Annotated in this window: 17 protein-coding genes; 8 read left to right on the top strand and 9 right to left on the bottom strand. The window is 59.6% G+C overall.

The window, feature by feature from the left end; genetic code table 11:
• The first annotated feature begins 274 nt into the window (after positions 1 to 274).
• Positions 275 to 1,513 carry a uracil-xanthine permease family protein gene (locus tag FE240_RS11460; protein ID WP_042046105.1) on the top strand — a complete coding sequence of 413 codons (1,239 nt, stop codon included), beginning with the start codon at positions 275 to 277 and terminating at the stop codon, positions 1,511 to 1,513.
• A gap of 53 nt (positions 1,514 to 1,566) precedes the next feature.
• Here FE240_RS11460 and FE240_RS11455 read toward each other — a convergent pair whose 3' ends face one another.
• From FE240_RS11455 to FE240_RS11425, 7 genes are all read right to left on the bottom strand, one after another.
• A complete protein-coding gene (locus tag FE240_RS11455; RefSeq protein ID WP_193001071.1) occupies positions 1,567 to 2,475 on the bottom strand; it encodes a hydrogen peroxide-inducible genes activator in 909 nt (302 codons plus the stop codon).
• A gap of 136 nt (positions 2,476 to 2,611) precedes the next feature.
• Positions 2,612 to 3,580, bottom strand: a complete 969-nt coding sequence (locus FE240_RS11450) for an alpha-L-glutamate ligase-like protein (protein WP_042046104.1) — start codon at positions 3,578 to 3,580, stop codon at positions 2,612 to 2,614.
• Position 3,581: 1 nt separating this feature from the next.
• Positions 3,582 to 5,108, bottom strand: a complete 1,527-nt coding sequence (locus FE240_RS11445) for an inactive transglutaminase family protein (RefSeq protein WP_193001070.1) — start codon at positions 5,106 to 5,108, stop codon at positions 3,582 to 3,584.
• A gap of 3 nt (positions 5,109 to 5,111) precedes the next feature.
• Entirely contained in the window at positions 5,112 to 5,894 is a 783-nt protein-coding gene (locus FE240_RS11440) for an ATP-dependent zinc protease family protein (protein WP_449695098.1), read from the bottom strand.
• Between the two features lie 61 nt (positions 5,895 to 5,955).
• Positions 5,956 to 6,933, bottom strand: coding sequence for a tRNA 5-methoxyuridine(34)/uridine 5-oxyacetic acid(34) synthase CmoB (gene cmoB / locus FE240_RS11435; RefSeq protein WP_193004538.1), 978 nt, complete (start codon positions 6,931 to 6,933; stop codon positions 5,956 to 5,958).
• A complete protein-coding gene (gene cmoA / locus FE240_RS11430) occupies positions 6,930 to 7,661 on the bottom strand; it encodes a carboxy-S-adenosyl-L-methionine synthase CmoA (protein ID WP_193001069.1) in 732 nt (243 codons plus the stop codon). The genes cmoB and cmoA overlap by 4 nt, the downstream gene beginning before the upstream one ends.
• Before the next feature lie 184 nt (positions 7,662 to 7,845).
• On the bottom strand, positions 7,846 to 8,706 hold the full coding sequence (locus tag FE240_RS11425) for a DUF72 domain-containing protein (protein WP_193001068.1): 861 nt from the start codon (positions 8,704 to 8,706) through the stop codon (positions 7,846 to 7,848).
• A gap of 98 nt (positions 8,707 to 8,804) precedes the next feature.
• Between FE240_RS11425 and FE240_RS11420 the strand changes: the two genes are divergently transcribed.
• The 3 genes from FE240_RS11420 (at position 8,805) to FE240_RS11410 (ending at position 11,682) form a co-directional block, all read left to right on the top strand.
• Positions 8,805 to 9,056 (top strand): FmdB family zinc ribbon protein, encoded by a 252-nt coding sequence (locus tag FE240_RS11420; RefSeq protein ID WP_193001067.1) that lies wholly within the window; start codon positions 8,805 to 8,807, stop codon positions 9,054 to 9,056.
• 32 nt (positions 9,057 to 9,088) lie between these two features.
• Positions 9,089 to 10,855 (top strand): aspartate--tRNA ligase, encoded by a 1,767-nt coding sequence (gene aspS, locus FE240_RS11415; RefSeq protein ID WP_193001066.1) that lies wholly within the window; start codon positions 9,089 to 9,091, stop codon positions 10,853 to 10,855.
• Between the two features lie 86 nt (positions 10,856 to 10,941).
• Positions 10,942 to 11,682 (top strand): YebC/PmpR family DNA-binding transcriptional regulator, encoded by a 741-nt coding sequence (locus FE240_RS11410; protein ID WP_193001065.1) that lies wholly within the window; start codon positions 10,942 to 10,944, stop codon positions 11,680 to 11,682.
• A 194-nt stretch (positions 11,683 to 11,876) separates the two neighbouring features.
• On the opposite strand, the gene FE240_RS11405 is transcribed toward FE240_RS11410, so the two are convergent.
• Complete coding sequence (locus FE240_RS11405; protein ID WP_193001063.1) at positions 11,877 to 13,112, bottom strand: HD-GYP domain-containing protein; 1,236 nt, start codon at positions 13,110 to 13,112, stop codon at positions 11,877 to 11,879.
• Positions 13,113 to 13,223: 111 nt separating this feature from the next.
• Positions 13,224 to 15,890, bottom strand: coding sequence for a bifunctional acetaldehyde-CoA/alcohol dehydrogenase (gene adhE, locus FE240_RS11400; protein ID WP_264293142.1), 2,667 nt, complete (start codon positions 15,888 to 15,890; stop codon positions 13,224 to 13,226).
• A gap of 672 nt (positions 15,891 to 16,562) precedes the next feature.
• On the opposite strand from adhE, the gene FE240_RS11395 reads away from it, so the two are divergent.
• The 4 genes from FE240_RS11395 (at position 16,563) to oppC (ending at position 21,017) form a co-directional block, all read left to right on the top strand.
• Positions 16,563 to 17,198 carry a YchE family NAAT transporter gene (locus FE240_RS11395; RefSeq protein WP_193001059.1) on the top strand — a complete coding sequence of 212 codons (636 nt, stop codon included), beginning with the start codon at positions 16,563 to 16,565 and terminating at the stop codon, positions 17,196 to 17,198.
• Between the two features lie 278 nt (positions 17,199 to 17,476).
• On the top strand, positions 17,477 to 19,090 hold the full coding sequence (locus FE240_RS11390; protein WP_193001058.1) for an ABC transporter substrate-binding protein: 1,614 nt from the start codon (positions 17,477 to 17,479) through the stop codon (positions 19,088 to 19,090).
• Positions 19,091 to 19,176: 86 nt separating this feature from the next.
• Complete coding sequence (gene oppB, locus FE240_RS11385) at positions 19,177 to 20,097, top strand: oligopeptide ABC transporter permease OppB (RefSeq protein WP_193001057.1); 921 nt, start codon at positions 19,177 to 19,179, stop codon at positions 20,095 to 20,097.
• A gap of 11 nt (positions 20,098 to 20,108) precedes the next feature.
• Entirely contained in the window at positions 20,109 to 21,017 is a 909-nt protein-coding gene (gene oppC / locus FE240_RS11380) for an oligopeptide ABC transporter permease OppC (RefSeq protein WP_193001056.1), read from the top strand.
• Positions 21,018 to 21,024: the final 7 nt, after the last annotated feature.

Genomic DNA, 21,024 nt, shown 5'->3' with positions numbered 1-21,024 from the left:
GTTAGGTTCCGAGCGGAATCCGAGGGTGGTTTTGTCAGCACGGCGGCACTCAGGAACGATGGAAAGCGATTGCCAGCCCAAATTTAAGTGCGTAAAATCGCGTTCTCGATGCTTGCAGCAGCGAATACCCTCCAAAATAGCGGTTTCATGCCCCTTCACAAGCAGGATAAGGTCAACTCTTCACCAGGTATGGGGCGAGTTGGTCAGGAAAGAATCCTGAGTCGGTAGAAAAGGTAAATTTCCAGACCTATCGACGAAAACGCTAAGGATAACCATGTTTTCCTCCATCAAACAGAGCGTCGCCGGGCTCCAGATCCTGTTCGTGGCCTTCGGCGCCATGGTGCTGGTACCCCTGCTGACCGGGCTCAACCCCTCCATGGCTCTGCTCGGCGCCGGTGTCGGCACCCTGCTGTTCCAGCTCTGCACCCGTCGCCAGGTACCGATCTTCCTCGGCTCCAGCTTCGCCTTCATCGCACCCATCATCTATGCCACCCAGACTTGGGGCCTGCCGTCGACCATGTTCGGTCTGTTTGCCGCCGGTTTCATGTACTTCATCCTGGCCGGCATCATCCGGGTGCGTGGCATGGGGCTGGTCAACCGCTTGCTGCCGCCGGTGGTCATCGGCCCTGTCATCATGGTGATCGGCCTCTCGGTGGCCCAGGTGGCCTGCAACATGGCCATGGGCCGCGCCGGGGGGCAGCAGGTGATTCCGCTCTCCACCGCCCTGACCCTGGCCGGTATCTCGCTCACCGTGACCCTGATTGCCGCCGTCTTCTGCCGCGGCTGGATCAAGCTCATCCCGATCTTAAGCGGTGTGGTGGTCGGCTATGTGGTGGCCGTATTCATGGGTGAGGTGAGCTTTGACGGCATGGTTAACGCCCCCTGGCTCGCCATGCCCCACTTCGTGACTCCCGAGATCAACTGGGCTGCCGCCCTGTTCATGCTGCCGGTGGCGATCGCCCCTTGCATCGAGCACATCGGCGGCGTGATGGCCATCGGCGGCGTGACCGGCAAGGACTACACCAAGGAGCCGGGCCTGCACCGCACCTTGGCCGGTGACGGCTTCGGCGTCTGCTTTGCCGGCCTTATCGGTGGCCCCCCTGTCACTACCTATGCGGAAGTGACCGGTGCCGTGATGATCACCCGCAACTTCAACCCGGTCACCATGACCTGGGCGGCGGTGTTCGCCATCATCCTGGCCTTCTTCGGCAAGTTCAACGCCCTGCTCACCTCGATCCCGATGCCGGTGATGGGCGGCATCATGCTGCTGCTGTTCGGCTCCATCGCCGCCATCGGCCTCAAGACCCTGATCGAGGCCAAGGTGGATCTCGGCCTGGCTCGCAACATCGCCATCGTCGCTATTACCCTGACCGTCGGCATCGGCGCGCTGGAGCTGAAAATCGGTGACTTCGCCCTGGCCGGCGTGGGCTTTGCCTCCATCGTGGCCATTGTGCTCAACCTGATCCTGCCGCAGCACTCGGAAGAGGGTGAGATCGCCTCCGCCCGCGACTGAAAGCCCTGAATGCAAAAAGCCACCCTAGGGTGGCTTTTTTTATGCGCCTTATCTTAATCCCGTTTGCAGATCAGCGGGCTGATGAGCTCGGCCAGTTTGTAGAAGGTCTGTACCCGGGTGGTACTCGGGCGCCACACCAGACCTATCTCGCGGGAGGCCTGCTCCCCCGGCGGCTGCACCGCCACCAGTTCGGTGTTGTTGAGGATGCCGGCGTCGATGGCCATCTGCGGCAGGAAGGTGGTGCCAAGGCCGGCCCCCACCATCTCCACTAGGGTGTGCAGGCTGGTGGCGGCAAACGGGTTGATCTTGTCCTTCTCACGCAGTTGGCAGGCGCTCACTGCATGATCAGTGAGACAGTGCTCCCGCTCGAGCAGGAAGATGCTCTGATCGGGCAGCTCCTTGTAATCAAACGGGGTATGCAGGGTGGCTGCCATCTCTTTGCGCATCACCATCTTGAATGGATCGCTGCCGACCTTCTTGCAGTGAAAACCGCCGACATCGATGGGCAGCGCCAAGATCAACAGATCCAGCTCCCCCTGCTCAAGCTGCTTGAGCAGGTTGGCGGTGGTGTCTTCGCGCAGCAGCAGCTCCAGCTCGGGGTAGCTCTGGCTGCACGCCTTGACCAGCCGGCTCAGCAGGAAGGGGGCGATGGTCGGGATGCAGCCGAGACGGATGATGCCTTGCATCACGCCGCCTTGGTTCTGGCCCAGCTCCATCATGTCGCGGGCATCGGAGAGCAGGTTGCGCGCCCGCTCGACCATCTCGATGCCGATGGGGGTCATGATGAAGCTCTTGTGATCGCGCTCGACCAGTTGCAGGTTGAGCATCTCCTCGAGATTCTGGATCCCGGTGCTCAAGGTCGACTGGCTGACGTGGCACGCCTTGGCGGCGCGGTTGAAATTCTTGTGTTCGTCCAGTGCGACGAGATAGTGCAGTTGCTTCAGGCTGGGCCAACGTTGCATAGAGAAACCGATAGAGTCCATGGCGAATGTCTTGCGGCTTACTCTATCACCGGGATTGGGGGATTGTCCCGACCGGTGGGGGGGAGGGGGGAACAAATGCAGCGAGGGCGCCTAGTGGCGCCCTCGTATCACGACGTTACTCGTCGTCAAAGACACCGAAGTGCTCTTTGGCGAAGGCGATGCGTTGGGGCACCGTCATCTTGGTGTTGCCGAGCTTCTCGACCGCCTTGAGGTTGGGCACCAAGCCGCGACCGTTGGCGATCTGGATCGCCAGCCCCGGGCGGGCGTTGAGCTCAAGCAGCATGGGGCCACGCTGCTTGTCGAGCACCATGTCGGTGCCGATGTAGCCGAGCCCCGACATCTCGTAGCAGGAAGCCGCCAGCGTCAGCAGGGTATCCCAGTGGGGAACCTTGAGCTCGAACAGGTCGAGCCCTGTATCCGGGTGGTGGCGGATCGGCTGGTTGAACTGCACTGCGCGCAGCGCACGGCCCGTGCGCAGGCACAAGCCGACGCCGACGGCGCCCTGGTGCAGATTGGCCTTGCCATCCGAGGCGGCGGTCGACAGCCGCATCATGGCCATCACAGGGAAGCCCTTGAAGATGATGACCCGGGTGTCGGGCACCCCCTCGAAGGAGTAGCCATCGAACACGTCATCGAAGTTGATGAGGTTTTCAACCAGCACCTTGTCGGGCTTGCCGCCGAGCGAATAGAGGCCGGCCAGGATGTTGGAGACGTGGCGCTCCAGATCCTGAGCGGTGGCAGCGCTGCCGTTGGGCTTGTAGTAGAGCCCGTCCTCGTGGCGCAGGATCACCAAGATCCCCTTGCCGCCCGAGCCGCGCGCCGGCTTGATGCAAAAGCCCGGCCACGCCTCGACCATCTGGGCAATCTGGCTCACCGCGTGCTGCTCGGTGATGGTGCCGATGAGATCCGGCACCGTCACCCCCGCATCGAGGGAGATCCGCTTGGTCTTGAGCTTGTCATCCACCAAGGGGTAGAGACTGCGCGGGTTGTAGCGGCTGATATAGGAGTGGTTGCGCTTGTTCATGCCGAGAATGCCGCATTCTGACAGCTTCCACGGCCAGGTGTACTTTTCCCAGGGCCACATGTTAGCGCTTGTCCTTGTCGGCGTTCATCTCGTCCACCAGCGGCTTGAAGCGTTTGAGTTCGCTCAGCTTGTAGCCGGTGTAGTTACCCAGCAGCAGCACGGTCGCCATCAGCACCAGTTGCAGGCCGAGGAAGTTAAAGGTCAGGTGACGGATCAGCTCGTTATCCATGGCCAGATAGGCGATGACCGCCACCAGCAGCGAGCCGCCCCCCTGCTTGACCACTTCCTTCGGACCCTCTTCTTCCCACAGGATCGACATCCGCTCTATGGTCCAAGAGAGGATGATCATCGGGAAGAAGGTGATCTTCATGCCGTTGGTCAGGCCGAGCTTGAAGGCCAGCGCCGAGAAGATACCGATCATCGAGATCACCATGATGATGACCGCCGATATGCGCGCCACCAGCAGCAAGTTGAGCCGCGATAGGTAGGAGCGGATGATAAGACCGGTACCGACGATGAGCAGGAAGCCCACCAGGCCGGTGATCAACTGGGTCTGGATGAAGGCCACCGCGATCAGCACCGGCATGAAGGTGCCGGAGGTCTTGATCCCCACGATGACGCGCAGGAACACCACCATCAGCACGCCGATGGGGATCAGCAGCAGCCCCTTGAACAGGGTCTGCTCTTCAAGGGGCAGGCTGTGGATGGAGAAGTTGAGCCACTCGGAGGACTCGTACTTCTTAGCCAGCGCGACCCCGACCGGTTGCTCCTGCTCGATCATCGAGAAGGTGACGCGGGAGTTGTGACCGCCGGTCACGTCCAGCAGCGAGCCGGAGTTGTACTCCCACAGCAGCAGGTTGGCCGGTTGGCCCTGCTCACCGTTCTTGGGATTAAACAGTTGGTACTCCTTGCCCCTGAACACTTGCAGATAGTCGACCAGCTCCTGGCGGCGGCGGCCATCCTCGAGTTGCAGCGCATGCACCACTCGGGCAGGCACATCGGCGTTATTGAGCAGTTGGGCAATCAGGTTGGCGCGGCGCTTGTGGTTTTTCAGCAGCTCGGCGTTCTGGTTCTGATTGTCCATCTCCTTGATGATTTCGCGGGTCAGGGTGTAAGGGTCAGCCGAGCGCTCTTGGGCGCGCTCGAGAATTTGGGCCATGGCAGTGGCGTATGGCTCGCTCTCGATCTCTTTCTCAATCGCTGGCGGCTGCGGCAACAAGGCGGGTTTGGCGTAGGCGTCCGCCATCATGTCGACGCGATAGTAGAGCTCCTGGCGGCCGGCGGCAGTCCGGATGGACCACTCGGCGCGGGCATCGCCCCCCTTCTCGACAAACGAAAGACCGTAGCCGGGGCTGGCGGCGTTTTCGTTCATCAGGGTGAAGCCCTCCTGGGTACCGGGAATGGCCAACGAGGCGATGACCGGCTCGCCGGTGGCGTCAAACTCCAGTTTGGCTTCGATAGACCAGATCTGGCGCTTCTCACCCGGAGTGAGTGGGACGTCCAGAGCGACGTGGTGATAGATAGTCATGCCAAGGCCGACCAGATAGAGCAGGGCGACCAGCAGGTAGAAGGGCTTGCGCGAAACCATGGATTACTTCACATCCTTGAGCTGCGGTTTGGGTTGGATGTATTCGCGGGCCACGTCGACCACGGCGATGTCTTTGAGGAACTCACGACCGAGCAGCACGGGGAAGGCCATGTCGCTGCGATCTTTTAGGGTAAACTCGGCCTTCTCGGTCATGTCGCCGAGGCGCACGGCCAGGCGCACCACGGGACGGCGATCGAGATCGTCGGCAGAAGCCTGGCGCACGCGCACGTGGCGCACCAGCGGGGCCTCGATCTGGATGCGATCTTCGGCATCCTGATGGCTCAGGAAGAAGCGCACCCAGTTTTTGCCGTTGCGCTCGAAGATGGTGATGTCTTGGGCGCTGATGGAGGAGGTGGTGGCGCCGGTGTCGACCCGGGCCTGGAAGGCATCGTTGGCGGCATCAACCCAGATCCATTCGGCTTCGCCCACCAGCAGCTTGCCATCTAAAGTATGTCCCTGCGCCGGGGCAGGGCACTTGGCCGGTGTGACCACGACCGGTTTGGGCGAGGCGTCCGGCAGCTTTGCGAGTTTGTCATCCACCTTGTTCACACTCTCTTTCATCTGCTTGAGATCGTGGGTCAGCCGCGCAATCAGATCAGACTGTTGCTGGATCAGCTGCTTTTGCTGCAACGCCAGCGAGGAGTGCACCCGCTGCTCGCTCAGGGAGAGTTCACTCTTGATCTCGGCCAGGGTGGCCGGGGGCGGCGTGGCTGGTTTGTTCATGGCGACGCACCCGCCCAGGGTGAACATCGAGAGCAGGGTCATACCTTTCAGTGTGCTGTTCATGTGCTTCATTTAGATGGGCTTCCTGGAATGGGGTCAGTGTAACTATCCTTGCTGACGACGGCTAGTCCTTGGCCTTGCGGGCAATCAGTACGGCACGCTTGGGCGCCGGGTATCCTTCCACCGTGAGCGACGGATCGGCAGGATCCAGATAGTCGCTCAGGGATTCATTAATCATCCAGCTGGTCCGACGCTGTTCGTCAGTGCTGGTCACATTCTCGTCGACAATTCTGACATCCTCGAAACCACAACGTTCCACCCAGCGCTTGAGGGCGCGACTGGAGGGGATGAACCAGACATTGCGCATCTTGCCGTAACGATCCTCGGGCATCAGCACCTGGTTCTCATCGCCGTCGATGACCAGGGTCTCGAGCACCAGCTCGCCGCCATCCACCAGTTGGTTGCGCAACTGTTCGATGTGCTCAATGGGAGACTTGCGGTGATAGAGCACCCCCATGGAGAAGACGGTGTCAAAGGCGCGTAAGGCGGGCAGCTCCTGAATGCCGAGGGGCAGCAGGTGGGCGCGCGGGTCGTGACCAAGGAAGTGGCGAATCGCCTCGAACTGGCACAAAAACAGCGGGCTCGGGTCGATGCCGACCGCCATCTTGGCGCCTTCTCCCACCATGCGCCACAGGTGATAGCCGCTGCCGCAGCCCACGTCCAGCACATGGCGGCCGGCCAGCGGCGACAGGTGCGGTAGCACGCGATCCCACTTCCAGTCAGAGCGCCACTCGGTATCGATATGAATGCCGTGCACATGGAAAGGGCCCTTACGCCAGGGCATCAGGTGGCGCAGCAGGCTCTCGACCTTCTTGCGCTCCCCTTCGCTCAGGCTCTGCTCACTGCCAACGGATACCGCGTGCTGCAAATCCAGAGGGGTAGCCGCTGCCTGCGGCAGCTTGGCCAGGGCGCGCTCCCAGCGCGGCAGGTCTCCGTGCTGGTTGTCATGGCGCCAGGCGTGCAGTTGGGCTGGCAGGGTATGCAGCCAGTGGCTGAGCCGGGTCTTGGCGATCAGTTGATAGAAGTTGGCAAAGTCGATCATGCGTGCTTGATGGCCACCAGTGAGCCGAAGTTGAAACATTGGAACCAGAGATCCACATGGGAAAAACCGGCCTCATGGAGGCGGGCCTTGTGGACCGGGATGGAGTCGGTACGCATCACGTTCTCGAGGGCGTTGCGCTTTTGGCTGATCTCGAGCTCGCTGTAGCCATTGGCGCGTTTGAAGTCGAGATGCAGGTCGATGAGCAGCTCGTTGACCGGCTCATCTTCGAAGCGAAACTTCTCGCTCAGCACCAGGATGCCCCCCGGAACCAGCCCTTCATGAATGCGGCGCAGCAGGGCCAGCCGGGCGGCCGGCTCGAGAAATTGCAGGGTGAAGTTGAGCACCACCACAGAGGCATTCTCGATGGGGGTCTCGCAGATGTCCCCTTGCCGCAGCTCGACCGGCAATCCCTTGAAGGAGGCCAGGTGCTTGCGGGCCCGCTCTATCATGGGGGCAGAGAGATCCACGGCGGTGATGGCACAGCCCTCGGCCGTGACATGGCGGCGCATGGACTGGGTCGCGGCGCCGATGGAGCAACCGAGATCGTAGAGCCGGGTATGGGGGCGGGCGTAACGAGCGGCCATCATGCCGATGGCGGAGATGATGTTGCTGTAGCCCGGAATGGAGCGCTGGATCATGTCCGGGAACACTTCCGCGACCTGTTCGTCGAAGCAGAAGTCCCCCAGTCGGTCGATCGGGGCGGCAAAAATCTGATCTTTGGAGTGCATGTCGTGCAACCTGATTGCCGCTGTTGGGCAACCGATATTCGGGTAATGTGCGCGGTCCTGCCCATCGCCGGTGGAAACCGGATTCACAATGGGCAACGGGGCGCTAGTGTAGAGGATCGTCCCCCGTTTGTCTTGGGAGGTGGCCCGGCGCACAGTAAAAAAAGTGCTGGCGCGCCCGGCTGCGTCAAAAGTCGAGAATTCCTTGTTGGGCGCAATCGTTTTCACCCACAAAAGGGGGCAGTGGCAGGTTGAGTGCCGTGGCCACCTGGCGGGCCAGTTCGGGGGCGTGGGCATTGTCGGCGGTGTGAATGAAGAGGTAGAGCGTTTTGCCCTCATCAAGCCAGCTTCGCCAGCGTGGCAGCCAGGGCTGTAGGAAGCGGTGGTTCTGCTCTGGCTGGGGCAGGCCGATAAAGCGCACTACCGGCGCCTCGGCGGTCGCCAGCACATGGACCGGCAGTTGTGGCTTCTTGCCCTGGGCCTCGATCATGGCCGCACTCTTTGCCGCGAGAGTGGCCGGCACCGAGAACAGCGGCCGGCTGTCGAGCATGATGCGGTTGATGCCACGCTCGATCAGCAGGCGGTTGAGGGCTCGCTCGGCTTCCCCCTTGGCGAAAAAATCGGGATGGCGCACCTCGACGGCATAGGCAAAGTCTGCCGGCAGTTGCCGGAGGAAGGCCTCGAGACGGGGCAGGCCGGCCGGACCGAAGCTGGCCGGCAGTTGCAGCTTGAGCAAACCGAGGCGCTCGTGCAGCGGGGCGAGCAGTTGGATGAAGGCGCTCACCTCCCGCTCCATGCCGAGCAGCTCGCTCTGGTGGCTGATGGTCTTGGGGAATTTAAAGGTGAAGCGAAAGGCGTCGGTAGTGGCGTCACGCCAGCGCAGCACGGTATCGGGGCTCGGATTGGCATAGAAGGTGGTGTTGCCTTCGATGGCATTGAACACCTTGGCGTAGTCAGCCAGATGGTCACTTGGTCGGGTGGCGCGGCCGAGCAGATGACCTGGCCAGGCGCTGTGGCTCCATTGAGGCAGGCCAATATAAAGAGGCATGGACAGAATTCCCGCTGGGAGGTGCATCGGGCCATTTTACCCGGAGTGGGCTTTTCCTCTATAATGTGCCCCCTTTTGTGACCAAATTCTTGTGACCCATGCCTATCTACCCATATCGTTGCGATGACAGTGGTCAGGAATTTGCGAAACAGCAAAAGCTATCTGACGTCCCGCTGACCAGCCGCCCCTCTTGCCATCAGAGCGCTCTGGTTAACAGTGTCTCTGCGGCCGGTTTTTGGCCCAAGGGCGCGGGGCGGTACGAGACCAATTTCAAACCGGGCAGGAAAAAGAATCTGGCCAGCTGCGATGCAGACGGTGCTTGCCAGTCGTGCCCGGCGACTCTGGGTTAACCGTCTCTCATCATTTTCGAAGGAAGAAGTCCATGCGCACACATTATTGCGGACAGGTCAACGAGGCCCATGAAGGGCAGACCATTACTCTTTGTGGCTGGGTGCACCGTCGCCGCGATCTGGGTGGCCTCATCTTCATCGATATGCGCGACCGCGAGGGTATCGTCCAAGTGTTCTTCGATCCGGACAAGCCGGAGGCATTTGCCCAGGCGTCCGAGCTGCGCGGCGAGTTCTGCATCCAGGTGGAGGGCGTGGTACGTCTGCGTCCGGAGTCCCAGCGCAACGGCGAGATGGCGACCGGTGCCATCGAGGTGTTTGGCCACACCCTGACCATCATCAACCGCGCCGAGCCGCTGCCCATCGACTTCAACCAGGTCAACAGCGAAGAGGCCCGCCTCAAGTATCGCTACCTGGATTTGCGTCGCCCCGAGATGGCCAAATATCTGAAGACCCGTGCCAAGGCTAGCGCCTTCGTGCGCCGCTTCATGGACGAGCACGGTTTCCTCGACATCGAGACCCCCATGCTGACCAAGGCCACGCCGGAAGGGGCGCGCGACTACCTGGTGCCGAGCCGGGTACACAAGGGCAAGTTCTACGCCCTGCCGCAGTCTCCGCAGCTGTTCAAGCAGTTGCTGATGATGTCTGGCTTCGATCGTTACTACCAGATCGTCAAGTGCTTCCGTGACGAAGACCTGCGTGCCGACCGCCAGCCGGAATTCACCCAGATCGATGTGGAGACCTCCTTCATGACCGCGCCGCAGGTGCGTGAAATCATGGAAGAGATGATCCGCAAACTGTGGCTGCACGTGCTGAACGTGGATCTCGGCGACTTCCCCATCATGACCTTCGATGAGGCGATGCGCCGCTTCGGCTCTGACAAGCCGGATCTGCGCCTGCCGATGGAGCTGGTTGATGTGGCAGATCTGCTGACCGCGGTCGAGTTTGCCGTGTTCGCCGGCCCGGCCAACGATCCGAAGGGCCGCGTGGCGGCGCTGAAGGTACCGGGCGGCGCCGAGCTGTCTCGCAAGCAGATCGACGAGTACACCAAGTTTGTCGGCATCTATGGTGCCAAGGGCTTGGCTTGGATGAAGGTCAACGAAGCTGCCAATGGCATCGAAGGGGTACAGTCTCCGGTGGCCAAGTTCCTCACCGACGCCATCGTGCGTGAGATCCTGGCCCGCACCGGCGCCGCTGATGGTGACATCATCTTCTTTGGCGCCGACAGCAAGAAGGTCGTGTGCGATGCCATGGGCGCCCTGCGCCTCAAGGTGGGCCGCGATTTGGGGCTGCTGGAGAACGTCTGGAAGCCGCTGTGGGTCATCGACTTCCCCATGTTCGAAGAGGATGGCGAAGGCGGTCTGGCTGCCATGCACCACCCCTTCACCGCGCCGAGCAACTTGAGCCCGAGCGAACTCAAGGCCAATCCGTTGGCGGCTTATGCCAATGCGTATGATATGGTCATCAACGGCTACGAAGTGGGCGGCGGCTCGGTGCGGATCCACAGCGGTGAGATGCAGGCCACCGTGTTTGATATTCTGGGCATCACCCCGGAAGAGCAGCGTCTGAAGTTCGGCTTCCTGCTCGATGCGCTCAAGTATGGTACTCCGCCTCACGCGGGGCTGGCGTTTGGCCTCGACCGTCTCAGCATGCTGCTGACCGGCACCGAGAACATCCGCGACGTCATTGCCTTCCCGAAAACCACGGCGGCTGCCTGTCTGATGACCGACGCCCCGAGTTTTGCCAATCCGGCCCAACTGGGTGAGTTGGCGATTGCCAGCACGGTTTCGGCAGACGAGTAAGGCACGAGGCCGCACTGGGTGCGGCCCGTTCAGTTTTACTGAACAGTTAAATCATTGAAATTCAAAGAGTATAACGGAGAGTTTTTATGGCAGGTCACAGTAAATGGGCCAACATCAAACACCGTAAGGCGGCTCAGGACGCCAAGCGCGGCAAAATTTTCACCAAGCTGATCCGTGAAATCACCACCTCGGCGCGTATCGGTGACGTCGACCCTGCCAACAACCCGCGCCTGCGTGCCGCGGTGGCAGCCGCCCTGTCCAACAACATGACCCGCGACACCATCAACCGCGCTATTGCTCGTGGCGCCGGCGATGGCGACGGTGATCAGCTCGAAACCATCATCTACGAAGGTTACGGCCCGGCTGGTACCGCCGTCATGGTCGAGTGCCTGACCGACAACCGCAACCGTACCGTATCCGAAGTGCGCCACGCTTTTAGCAAGAGCGGCGGCAACCTGGGTACCGATGGTTCGGTTTCTTACCTGTTCAGCAAGAAGGGGGTGCTGACTTATGTCGGTGCCGATGAGGATGCCCTGATGGAAGCGGCGCTGGAAGCCGGTGCCGACGACGTGCTGAGTGAAGGGGATGACACCATCGAGGTGTACACCACCCCGAACGACTTCGGTGCGGTACTCGATGCCCTGGAAGCGGCTGGCTTTAAGGCTGAGAACGCCGAAGTGACCATGATCCCCTCCACCGAAGCCGAGCTGGATGCTGACAGCGCGCCCAAGCTGATGCGCCTCATCGACATGCTCGAAGATCTGGACGATGTGCAGGAGGTGTACCACAACGGCTCCATCTCCGACGAGATCGCCGCCACCCTGTAAGGGCCACGCGACGCAAAAAAGGCAGCCAGATGGCTGCCTTTTTTTATTGTCGGCGGACGGTTTCGGTTCGAAAGAGGATAACCCCTTCATCTGCTGATGTTTTTTTGCCCATGGCCGGCAAGGGCATGGTATGGGTGGTTGAGGGGGATTATTCAGATTTGTCCAATGAGTTATCCCCAGCTTTTGGGGATAACTCAGAAGGCGAAATAATAACTAAAACGGCGGGTCAGGTTGAAGAACTGGCGCTGTGCGTCATCCAGATCATCGGGAGAGAGTGCGCGCAGTATGCTGCGCTCGTCCTCCTTGAGATCCACCATGCTGACCCCCTCAGGTTTCTGCCCCTTGATAAAGGGGAGGATCTTCGGCTTGAGGGTGTTGCTCGGCTCGGTGGAGAGCACCAGTGCCAGGCTCTCATCGGAGAGCTGCACCAGGCTACCAGGGGGGTAGATCCCCAGCAGCTTGATGAGCAGCTTGACGTGATGGGGATCGAAGCGCCCGGCCGAGAGCTTGTAGAGCTGGGCAACCACCAGATTGGGCGGGGCAGGCAGGCCGCTGGCTCTGGGATGCAGCAGCTCGTCGTAGTGGTCGGTCAGCCCGATGATACGTGCCAGCGGTGAAATTTCGTCCCCCTTGAGCCCCTTGGGGTAACCACTACCATCGAGCCGTTCATGATGTTGCAGTGCCACCAGCCGGATCTTGGGCTCAAAGGCATCAAGCTGGTTGAGCATGTCGAAACCGTATTGGGGGTGCATGCGCAGGAAGTTAATCTCGGCCTTGCTGAGTTCACCTCGCTTTTGAGTGATTTGGGTGGGGATGCGCAGCTCGCCGATGTCATGGATCAGCCCCGCCAGCCCGACAGCTTCTATGTCCATCGGAGCCATTCCTAACTCACGCCCCATCAACATGGCCAGGTAGGCGACGTTGAGGCTGTGGTGCAGCAGGGGATCGCCCTGATGGATGCGGATAAGGTGCAACCCAAGCGGCCCCTCATGGTTGGCAATTTGAACTGCGGTGCTGCGCACTATCTGGGCTGTGTTGGCGAGCCCCTCGTCTGGCTTGAGGTTGAGCGCTCCCAGCGCATTGCGCAGATCGGAAACCGACTGGCTGAACGCTTTCTCGGCCACCCGCATCGAGCGGCGAAATGCCTTCTCATCGAACAGGGGCAGGGGGGAGGTAAACGGGTTGTCGTCGTGCTGGGGAACGTGGGTGGGTTCACGCTCAGTTTCAATGAGCGTAGCCAAGGGAAGGTCGCTCTTGTCGACATCCACCATGACCAGCAGGGTGGTGTCTAAATGGCGGATGATGTTGAGCTGCTCTTCGTCCTTTATCTTGAAGGCGTTGAACAGAAAGGGGTGGTTATGCCAGCCCCCTGGCAGGTGAACGTAGTGCCCAACCCTGAGTTGCTCTATCGATGCCTGGACGAGCGCCATGCGCCCCCCTTTCTGTTGTGCCGTGTTAGATAAAACCTAGCAAGGTTAATGAGATGGCACAAAAGAAAAGCCCGCGCAGTGCGCGGGCTTTCATCTATTCAGGCGAGGTTATCAGGCCTTGCTCTTCTTCTTGCCTTCCGCTTTCTCGGCCTTCGGCGCTTCTGCGGCTACGGCACCTTCGGTGAAGGGGCGGCCGTAGTAGGTATCCAGCAGGATGGCCTTCAGCTCGCTGATCAGCGGGTAGCGCGGGTTGGCGCCAGTGCACTGGTCATCGAAGGCTTCTACGGCGAGCTGGTCAACAGCAGCCAGGAAGTCAGCTTCGTTCACACCGGCTTCGCGGATGGAGGCCGGGATGCCCAGAGTGGCTTTGAGCTCGTCCAGCCATACCAGCAGCTTCTCGATCTTAGCGGCGGTACGGTCACCAGCGGCGGTCAGACCCAGGTGGTCAGCTACTTCGGCGTAGCGACGGCGAGCCTGCGGACGGTCGTACTGGGAGAACGCAGTCTGCTTGGTCGGGTTGTCGTTCGCGTTGTAGCGGATGACGTTGCTGATCAGCAGGGCGTTGGCCAGACCGTGCGGGATGTGGAACTCGGCACCCAGCTTGTGAGCCATGGAGTGGCAGACACCCAGGAAGGCGTTGGCGAACGCGATACCGGCGATGGTGGCTGCGTTGTGCACCTTCTCGCGGGCAACCGGGTCGTTGGCGCCGTTCAGGTAGCTAGAGGGCAGGTACTCCTTCAGCAGCTTCAGGGCTTGCAGGGCTTGACCGTCGGAGTACTCGTTAGCCAGTACAGAGACGTAAGCTTCCATCGCGTGGGTCACGGCGTCGATACCACCGAAGGCGCACAGGGACTTCGGCATACCCATGACCAGGTTGGCGTCAACGATGGCCATGTTCGGGGTCAGCTCGTAGTCAGCCAGCGGGTACTTCACGCCGGTAGCATCGTCGGTCACAACGGCGAACGGAGTGACTTCGGAGCCGGTACCGGAAGTGGTGGTGATGCAGACCAGTTCGGCCTTCACGCCCATCTTCGGGAACTTGTAGATACGCTTGCGGATGTCCATGAAGCGCATGGCCAGATCTTCGAAGGCGGTATCCGGATGCTCGTACATCACCCACATGATCTTGGCAGCATCCATCGGCGAACCACCACCCAGGGCAATGATCACGTCCGGCTTGAAGGAGTTTGCCATCTCGGCGCCCTTACGGACGACGGTCAGGGTCGGGTCGGCTTCCACTTCGTAGAAGACTTCCACTTCCATCGAAAGGCCCTTGAGCAGACGAACTACTTCGTCGGCATAGCCGTTGTTGAACAGGAAGCGGTCGGTCACGACCATGGCGCGCTTCTTACCTTCCAGGTCGCCCAGGGCGATCGGCAGGGAACCACGACGGAAGTAGATGGATTTCGGAAGTTTGTGCCACAGCATATTTTCTGCCCGTTTTGCGACTGTCTTCTTGTTGATCAGGTGCTTGGGACCCACGTTTTCGGAGATGGAGTTACCACCCCAGGAACCGCAACCCAGCGTCAAGGACGGTGCAATGGCGAAGTTATACAGGTCACCGATACCACCCTGAGTGGTCGGGGTGTTGATGAGGATACGGGCGGTCTTCATCTTGTCGCCGAAGTACTTGATGCGGTCGGCGTTGCGGTCCTGGTCGGTGTACAGACCGGAGGTGTGGCCGATACCACCCAGGTTGACCATCTTGCAGGCCATCTCGACGGCTTCTTCAAAGTCCTTGGCACGGAACAGACCCAGGGTCGGAGAGAGCTTCTCGTGAGCAAACTCTTCGGCTTCACACACTTCCAGACCTTCACCGATGAGGATCTTGGTGGTGGGGGGCACGGTCACGCCGGACATCTCGGCGATCTTGGTCGCCGGCTGGCCGACGATATTGGCGTTCATGGCACCGTTGATCAGGATGACCTTACGAACCTTGTCCGCTTCTTCTTTGCTCAGCACATAACCGTTGTGAGTGGCGAAACGCTCTTTCACTTGGTCATACACGGCATCAACCACGATGGCGGCTTGCTCGGAGGCACAGACCACACCGTTGTCAAAGGTCTTGGACATCAGGATGGAGGCCACGGCACGCTTCACATCGGCGGTTTCGTCGATGACAACAGGCACGTTACCGGCACCCACACCGATGGCCGGCTTACCGGAGGAGTAAGCAGCCTTCACCATGCCCGGGCCACCAGTGGCCAGGATCAGGTTGATGTCTTCGTGCTTCATCAGGGCGTTGGAGAGCTCAACAGAGGGTTGGTCAATCCAGCCGATGATGTCTTTCGGGGCACCGGCGGCAACGGCTGCATCCAGCACCAGCTTGGCAGCGGCGTTGGTGGAGTTCTTGGCACGGGGGTGCGGGGAGAAGATGATGGCGTTACGAGTCTTCAGAGAGATCAGAGACTTGAAGATGGCGGTGGAGGTCGGGTTGGTGGTCGGAACGATACCGCAGATGATACCTACCGGCTCGGCGATGGTGATGGTACCGAACTCGTCATCCTCGCTGAGGATGCCACAGGTCTTCTCATCCTTGTACTTGTTATAGATGTACTCGGAGGCGAAGTGGTTCTTGATCACCTTGTCTTCGATGATACCCATACCGGATTCTTCAACGGCCATTTGGGCCAGCGGGATACGGGCGTTGTTGGCGGCCAGGGCGGCGGCACGGAAGATCTGGTCAACTTGCTCTTGAGAGAAGGTAGCGAACTCGCGTTGAGCTGCCTTCACACGGGCGACCAGTGCATCCAGTTCTGCCAGATTGGTTACTGCCATAGATGTCATCTCCTGATGATTTTTTGAAAACTGTTTAATAAGACGTTGCTACGACGCTGCATCCGAGGTTCGGCAAGTATAGATGCCGTGTCAACTCAAATTCTCCCCCGCAGGGGTATTGCATAGCTTATTAAACCGCTTTCGACATCGATTGTAGGGGGGGGAGGGAGAGAAGAATTTGATCCTGGTCAAATGTAACAAAAGTACAAAAGAAATTTCTTTTCAGCAACCGAGCCACCCGGAATAGAGTTTTAGTGGGTTAGAAAAAAATCAATTTAAAACAATGAATTATTGAGGTGCAACATAACCATGTACGGGCTGAACCCAGCTTGAATCGATCCGGTGATTCGGGGGGGGAATGCGGGAAAACTGGTCATTTAATAACGTTCTCTCGCGTCATCCATGATGGAGAGGCCTAGATGCCCACCGTTCGTGATACTCAACTGGATGCGGTCACCAAGATTGTAAATGCACGGTTGCATTTGTTTACGAGGTGAGCGATTTGATAGGTGTTAGGGGCTCAGTGGATGGTTAATGAATTGTATGTCATTAGCTTGGCTTATCTGACGGGTGGCTGAATACACAGTTTATCTCATTGGTGCCGCCTGCCGGCTTGATGTAGATTGACGCGCGATTTATGGATCATTACCGACTGACTGTGAACGGGACGCTATGGCAGCAATCGATTTTTCTCTCTATTTGAAATTTTTCATCGGCCTCATCGCCATCATCAATCCACTGGGGTTGCTGCCGGTCTTCGTCAGTCTGACGAACCATCAGACGCCGGTGGAGCGGATGAAGACCAATACGACGGCCAACCTGGCGGTGATGATTATCCTGCTGGTCTCCATGTTTCTTGGTCAGCATATTCTGGATGCCTTCGGGATCTCGCTCGCCTCGTTTCGCATTGCCGGTGGATCGCTTATCACCTTGATCGCCTGGTCGATGCTGCAAGGTAAGCTCGGCGAGGTGCGTCACAACAAGCAGGAAAAGGGTGAACTGGCGGCCCGTGAATCGATCGCCGTGGTGCCGTTGGCGCTGCCACTGATGGCGGGGCCGGGGGCTATCTCCTCGGTTATCGTTTATGCCAGCCAGAGTCACTGGCAGCAGTTCATCGGCATGTCCATCGTGGTGGTGATCTTCTCGTTCTGCTCTTGGCTCATCTTTCGTGCCGCCCCCCTGCTGTTCAAGCTGATGGGCAATACCGGTATCAACGTGGTGACCCGTATCATGGGCCTTATCATGATGGCGCTCGGTATCGAGATCATGGTGGCCGGCATTAAAGCGATGTTCCCCGTGTTGCAATAACCACGCTTGAGTGTGAAAAGCCGGCATTGAGCCGGCTTTTTTATTGGTTTCCTTTCGCAGACGGATTTTCTAGAATTGATCGGTTTGTTCAGAAAACAAACTCCTTTGCCTGAGAAAATCCTGTCCTTTGCGTTCTTAGCTGAATATCTTGCCAGGAAACCAGCGTTGAACTCATTACCGCATATTGCATTAGCCCATAGTGCAGTGAATTATGCTAGGGCGGGGCACTTTGCTCGCAAATGGATACAAGCATGGAATGTTCTTGTTGGAGTATGGAAATGACTCACCATAAAACGATGATAAATACCCTGTTGGTTGCAGCCCTGTTCGGTGGTTCAGTTCAGGCCGCCGATGTTCCTGCCGGCACCAAGCTGGCGCCGGAGCAAGTGCTGGTCAAAGGCAACGGCTCCGAGCCTGCCACATTAGATCCACAGAAGGTGGAGGGCGTGCCTGAATCCAATATCCTGCGCGATCTGTTCGAGGGGTTGGTCAACTCAGGCCCCAAGGGAGAGGTGTTGCCTGGGGTAGCCGAGTCCTGGGAGACCAAGGATAACAAGCACTACGTATTCCACCTGCGTAAGGACGCCAAGTGGTCAAACGGTGAACCGGTCACCGCTCACGACTTTGTCTATGCGTTCCAACGCGCCGTCGATCCCAAGACCGCGTCTCCCTACTCCTGGTATTTGGAGATGCCCACCATCGTCAATGCCACTGAGATCATCGCGGGCAAGCAGCCGGTGGATACCCTCGGGGTGAAGGCGAGCGACGATCACACCTTCGAGGTGCAGCTAGAGAAGGCGATCCCCTATTTCGTCAGCATGCTCTCTCACACCACCACCTATCCGGTGCCGAAGAAGGCAATCGAGCAGTTTGGTGACAAATGGACCCAACCCGGCAACATGGTTTCCAACGGTGCCTATGTGTTGAAGACGTGGGTGGTCAACGAGCGGATCGCCCTCGAGCGCAACAAGCAGTATTGGAACGACGGCAAGACCGTCATTAACCAGGTAACCTACCTGCCGATCCAATCCACCAACGCCGAGCTGAGCCGCTATCTGGCCGGTGAGGTGGATCTGACTTACACCACGCCGATCGAGCGTTTCAAGCAGCTCAAGAAGGATTACCCGAGCGAGTTGCAGGTGACCGGTCTGGTCTCCACCTACTACTACAACTACAACTTCAAGCACAAGCCGTTCGATGACGTGCGAGTGCGCACCGCGCTCTCCTATGCCATCGATCGCGACGTCATCGCCGACAAGGTGATGGGGCAGGGGCAGACGCCCGCCTATGGCCTGACCCCCGACTATGTGGATGGGTTCAAGCCGGTGGCCCAGCCTTGGTCCAAGCTGACTCAGGCCGAGCGCGACGCCAAGGCAAAAGCGCTGCTGACCGAGGCCGGTTTCGGCCCGGGCAAGCCGCTTAAGTTCGAGCTGCTTTACAACACCGACGACAACCACAAGAAGGTGGCGGTAGCGGTGGCCTCCATGTGGAAGAAGCTCGGCGTGCAGGTGAGCCTGGTGAACCAAGAGTGGAAGACCTACCTCGAGACCAAGAAACAGGGGCAGTTTGACGTGGCCCGTGCCGGTTGGAACGCCGACTATAACGAGGCCTCCTCCATGCTGGATCTGATGCAGACCACCCACGGCAACAACGACGGCAAGTACTCCAACGCCGACTACGACAAGCTGATGGTGGAGTCGCGCAACCAAGTGGATGCCGAGGCGCGCAACCAGCTCTATGTTCAGGCCGAGGCGATCCTCGCCAAGGACATGCCGATCATCCCCATCTACCAGTACGTCACCCCGCGCATGGTCAAGCCCTATGTGGGCGGTTATCCGGCCAACCCGCTGGATAACCTCTACAGCAAGGACATGTACATCATCGCCCATTGATGTCACGCGTCGCATAACAAACCGGGGGCCTGCGAGCCCCCATTACAACGCGACCCTCTGGAAGCAAATCAGGACTGGTATTGTCTATGTTGAAATTTATTCTGCGGCGCCTGTTGGAAGCCATTCCAACCCTATTGGTGCTGATCACCGTTTCGTTTTTCATGATGCGCTTTGCCCCCGGCAACCCCTTTAGCAGCGAGCGCTCCCTGCCCCCCGAGGTGATGGCCAACATCGAGGCCAAGTACGGTCTCGATAAGCCGATCGGGATGCAGTACCTCACCTACTTGGGCAACCTGGTGCAGGGGGATCTCGGCCCCTCGTTTAAGTACAAGGACTTCTCCGTCAACGATCTGGTGAGCCAGGCGTTGCCGGTGTCGGCCAAGATTGGCTCGGCGGCGTTTGTGCTGGCCGTGCTGCTCGGGGTGACCTTCGGCACCATAGCGGCGCTCAAACAGAACACCCTCATCGACTATCTGCTGATGTCGTCGGCCATGGCCGGGGTGGTGATCCCCGGCTTCGTGCTGGCGCCCCTGCTGGTGCTCTTTTTCAGTATTCACCTCGGCTGGCTGCCGGCCGGTGGCTGGCAGGGCGGCGGCATCCAGTTCATGGTGCTGCCGGTGCTTGGCATGATGATGTATTACATCTCGGCCATCTCCCGCATCATGCGCGGCAGCATGATCGAGACCATGAACGCCAACTTCATCCGCACCGCCCGCGCCAAGGGGTTGCCGCTGCGCCACATCATCTTAAGGCACGCTCTGCGTCCGGCCATGCTGCCGGTGGTCTCCTATCTTGGCCCGGCGTTTGTCGGCATCATCACGGGCTCTGTGGTGATCGAGACCATCTTCGGCTTGCCGGGGATCGGCCAGCTGTTTGTCAACGGGGCGCTCAACCGTGACTACTCCATGGTGCTTGGCCTGACCATCTTGGTCGGGGCCCTGACCATCACCTTCAACGCCGTGGTCGATATCCTCTATGCCTTCATCGACCCGAAGATCCGTTACTGAGGGGGCGCGACATGGTAGTCAACACACAAAAGCGGGCGGAGGTGATGGCCTTCGCACAGCAGATGGAGGTGGAGGGGCGCTCACTGTGGCAGGATGCCCGGCGCCGTTTCCTACGCAACAAGGCGGCCCTGACCAGCCTCATTATCCTGACCCTCATCACCTTGGCGGTGATAGTGGGGCCGCACCTGTCCCAGTACACCTTCGATGATCCGGACTGGGGCGCCATGCAAAGCGGCCCCGATTGGGAGAGTGGCCACTGGTTCGGCACCGACAGCCTGGGGCGCGATCTGTTCGTGCGCACCCTGCTTGGCGGGCGCATCTCGCTGATGGTCGGCATACTGGGGGCCCTGGTGGCGGTGCTTATCGGCACCCTCTATGGCGCCGCCTCGGGCTTCATCGGTGGACGGGTCGACAGCCTGATGATGCGGGTGCTGGAGATCCTCAACGCCTTCCCCTTCATGTTCTTCGTCATCATGCTGGTGACCTTCTTCGGCCGCAATCTGGCGCTCATCTTCCTCGCCATCGGGGCGGTGAGCTGGCTCGATATGGCGCGAATTGTCCGCGGCCAGACCTTAAGCCTCAAGAGCAAGGAGTTCATCGAGGCGGCCCACGTCTGCGGCGTCTCCAAGTGGAAGATCATCACCCGCCATATCGTGCCGAACGTGCTCGGTATCGTGGCGGTCTACGCCACCTTGCTGGTGCCGGGCATGATCATGTTCGAGTCCTTCCTGAGCTTTCTCGGCCTCGGGGTGCAGGAGCCGATGACCAGTTGGGGGGCCCTGCTCGATGAGGGCTCCAAGGCGATGGAGGTGGCCCCGTGGCAGCTGCTGTTCCCCGCTGGCTTCATGGTGGTGACCCTGTTTTGCTTCAACTTCCTCGGGGACGGTCTGCGCGACGCCCTCGACCCGAAGGATCGTTAAGGAGAGA

Source organism: Aeromonas simiae (genome assembly GCF_014892695.1).
GTDB classification, from domain to species: domain Bacteria; phylum Pseudomonadota; class Gammaproteobacteria; order Enterobacterales; family Aeromonadaceae; genus Aeromonas; species Aeromonas simiae.
This window is presented reverse-complemented; position numbering and strand designations above follow the sequence as displayed.

Coding starts and splice junctions, on each gene's coding strand:
- FE240_RS11455 (WP_193001071.1), bottom strand. CDS start 2,475: ATGCAACGTTGGCCCAGCCTGAAGCAACTGCACTATCTCGTCGCACTG.
- oppC (WP_193001056.1), top strand. CDS start 20,109: ATGGTAGTCAACACACAAAAGCGGGCGGAGGTGATGGCCTTCGCACAG.
- FE240_RS11460 (WP_042046105.1), top strand. CDS start 275: ATGTTTTCCTCCATCAAACAGAGCGTCGCCGGGCTCCAGATCCTGTTC.
- cmoB (WP_193004538.1), bottom strand. CDS start 6,933: ATGATCGACTTTGCCAACTTCTATCAACTGATCGCCAAGACCCGGCTC.
- FE240_RS11440 (WP_449695098.1), bottom strand. CDS start 5,894: ATGAACAGCACACTGAAAGGTATGACCCTGCTCTCGATGTTCACCCTG.
- FE240_RS11410 (WP_193001065.1), top strand. CDS start 10,942: ATGGCAGGTCACAGTAAATGGGCCAACATCAAACACCGTAAGGCGGCT.
- cmoA (WP_193001069.1), bottom strand. CDS start 7,661: ATGCACTCCAAAGATCAGATTTTTGCCGCCCCGATCGACCGACTGGGG.
- FE240_RS11425 (WP_193001068.1), bottom strand. CDS start 8,706: ATGCCTCTTTATATTGGCCTGCCTCAATGGAGCCACAGCGCCTGGCCA.
- aspS (WP_193001066.1), top strand. CDS start 9,089: ATGCGCACACATTATTGCGGACAGGTCAACGAGGCCCATGAAGGGCAG.
- FE240_RS11390 (WP_193001058.1), top strand. CDS start 17,477: ATGACTCACCATAAAACGATGATAAATACCCTGTTGGTTGCAGCCCTG.
- oppB (WP_193001057.1), top strand. CDS start 19,177: ATGTTGAAATTTATTCTGCGGCGCCTGTTGGAAGCCATTCCAACCCTA.
- FE240_RS11395 (WP_193001059.1), top strand. CDS start 16,563: ATGGCAGCAATCGATTTTTCTCTCTATTTGAAATTTTTCATCGGCCTC.
- FE240_RS11405 (WP_193001063.1), bottom strand. CDS start 13,112: ATGGCGCTCGTCCAGGCATCGATAGAGCAACTCAGGGTTGGGCACTAC.
- FE240_RS11420 (WP_193001067.1), top strand. CDS start 8,805: ATGCCTATCTACCCATATCGTTGCGATGACAGTGGTCAGGAATTTGCG.
- adhE (WP_264293142.1), bottom strand. CDS start 15,890: ATGGCAGTAACCAATCTGGCAGAACTGGATGCACTGGTCGCCCGTGTG.
- FE240_RS11445 (WP_193001070.1), bottom strand. CDS start 5,108: ATGGTTTCGCGCAAGCCCTTCTACCTGCTGGTCGCCCTGCTCTATCTG.
- FE240_RS11450 (WP_042046104.1), bottom strand. CDS start 3,580: ATGTGGCCCTGGGAAAAGTACACCTGGCCGTGGAAGCTGTCAGAATGC.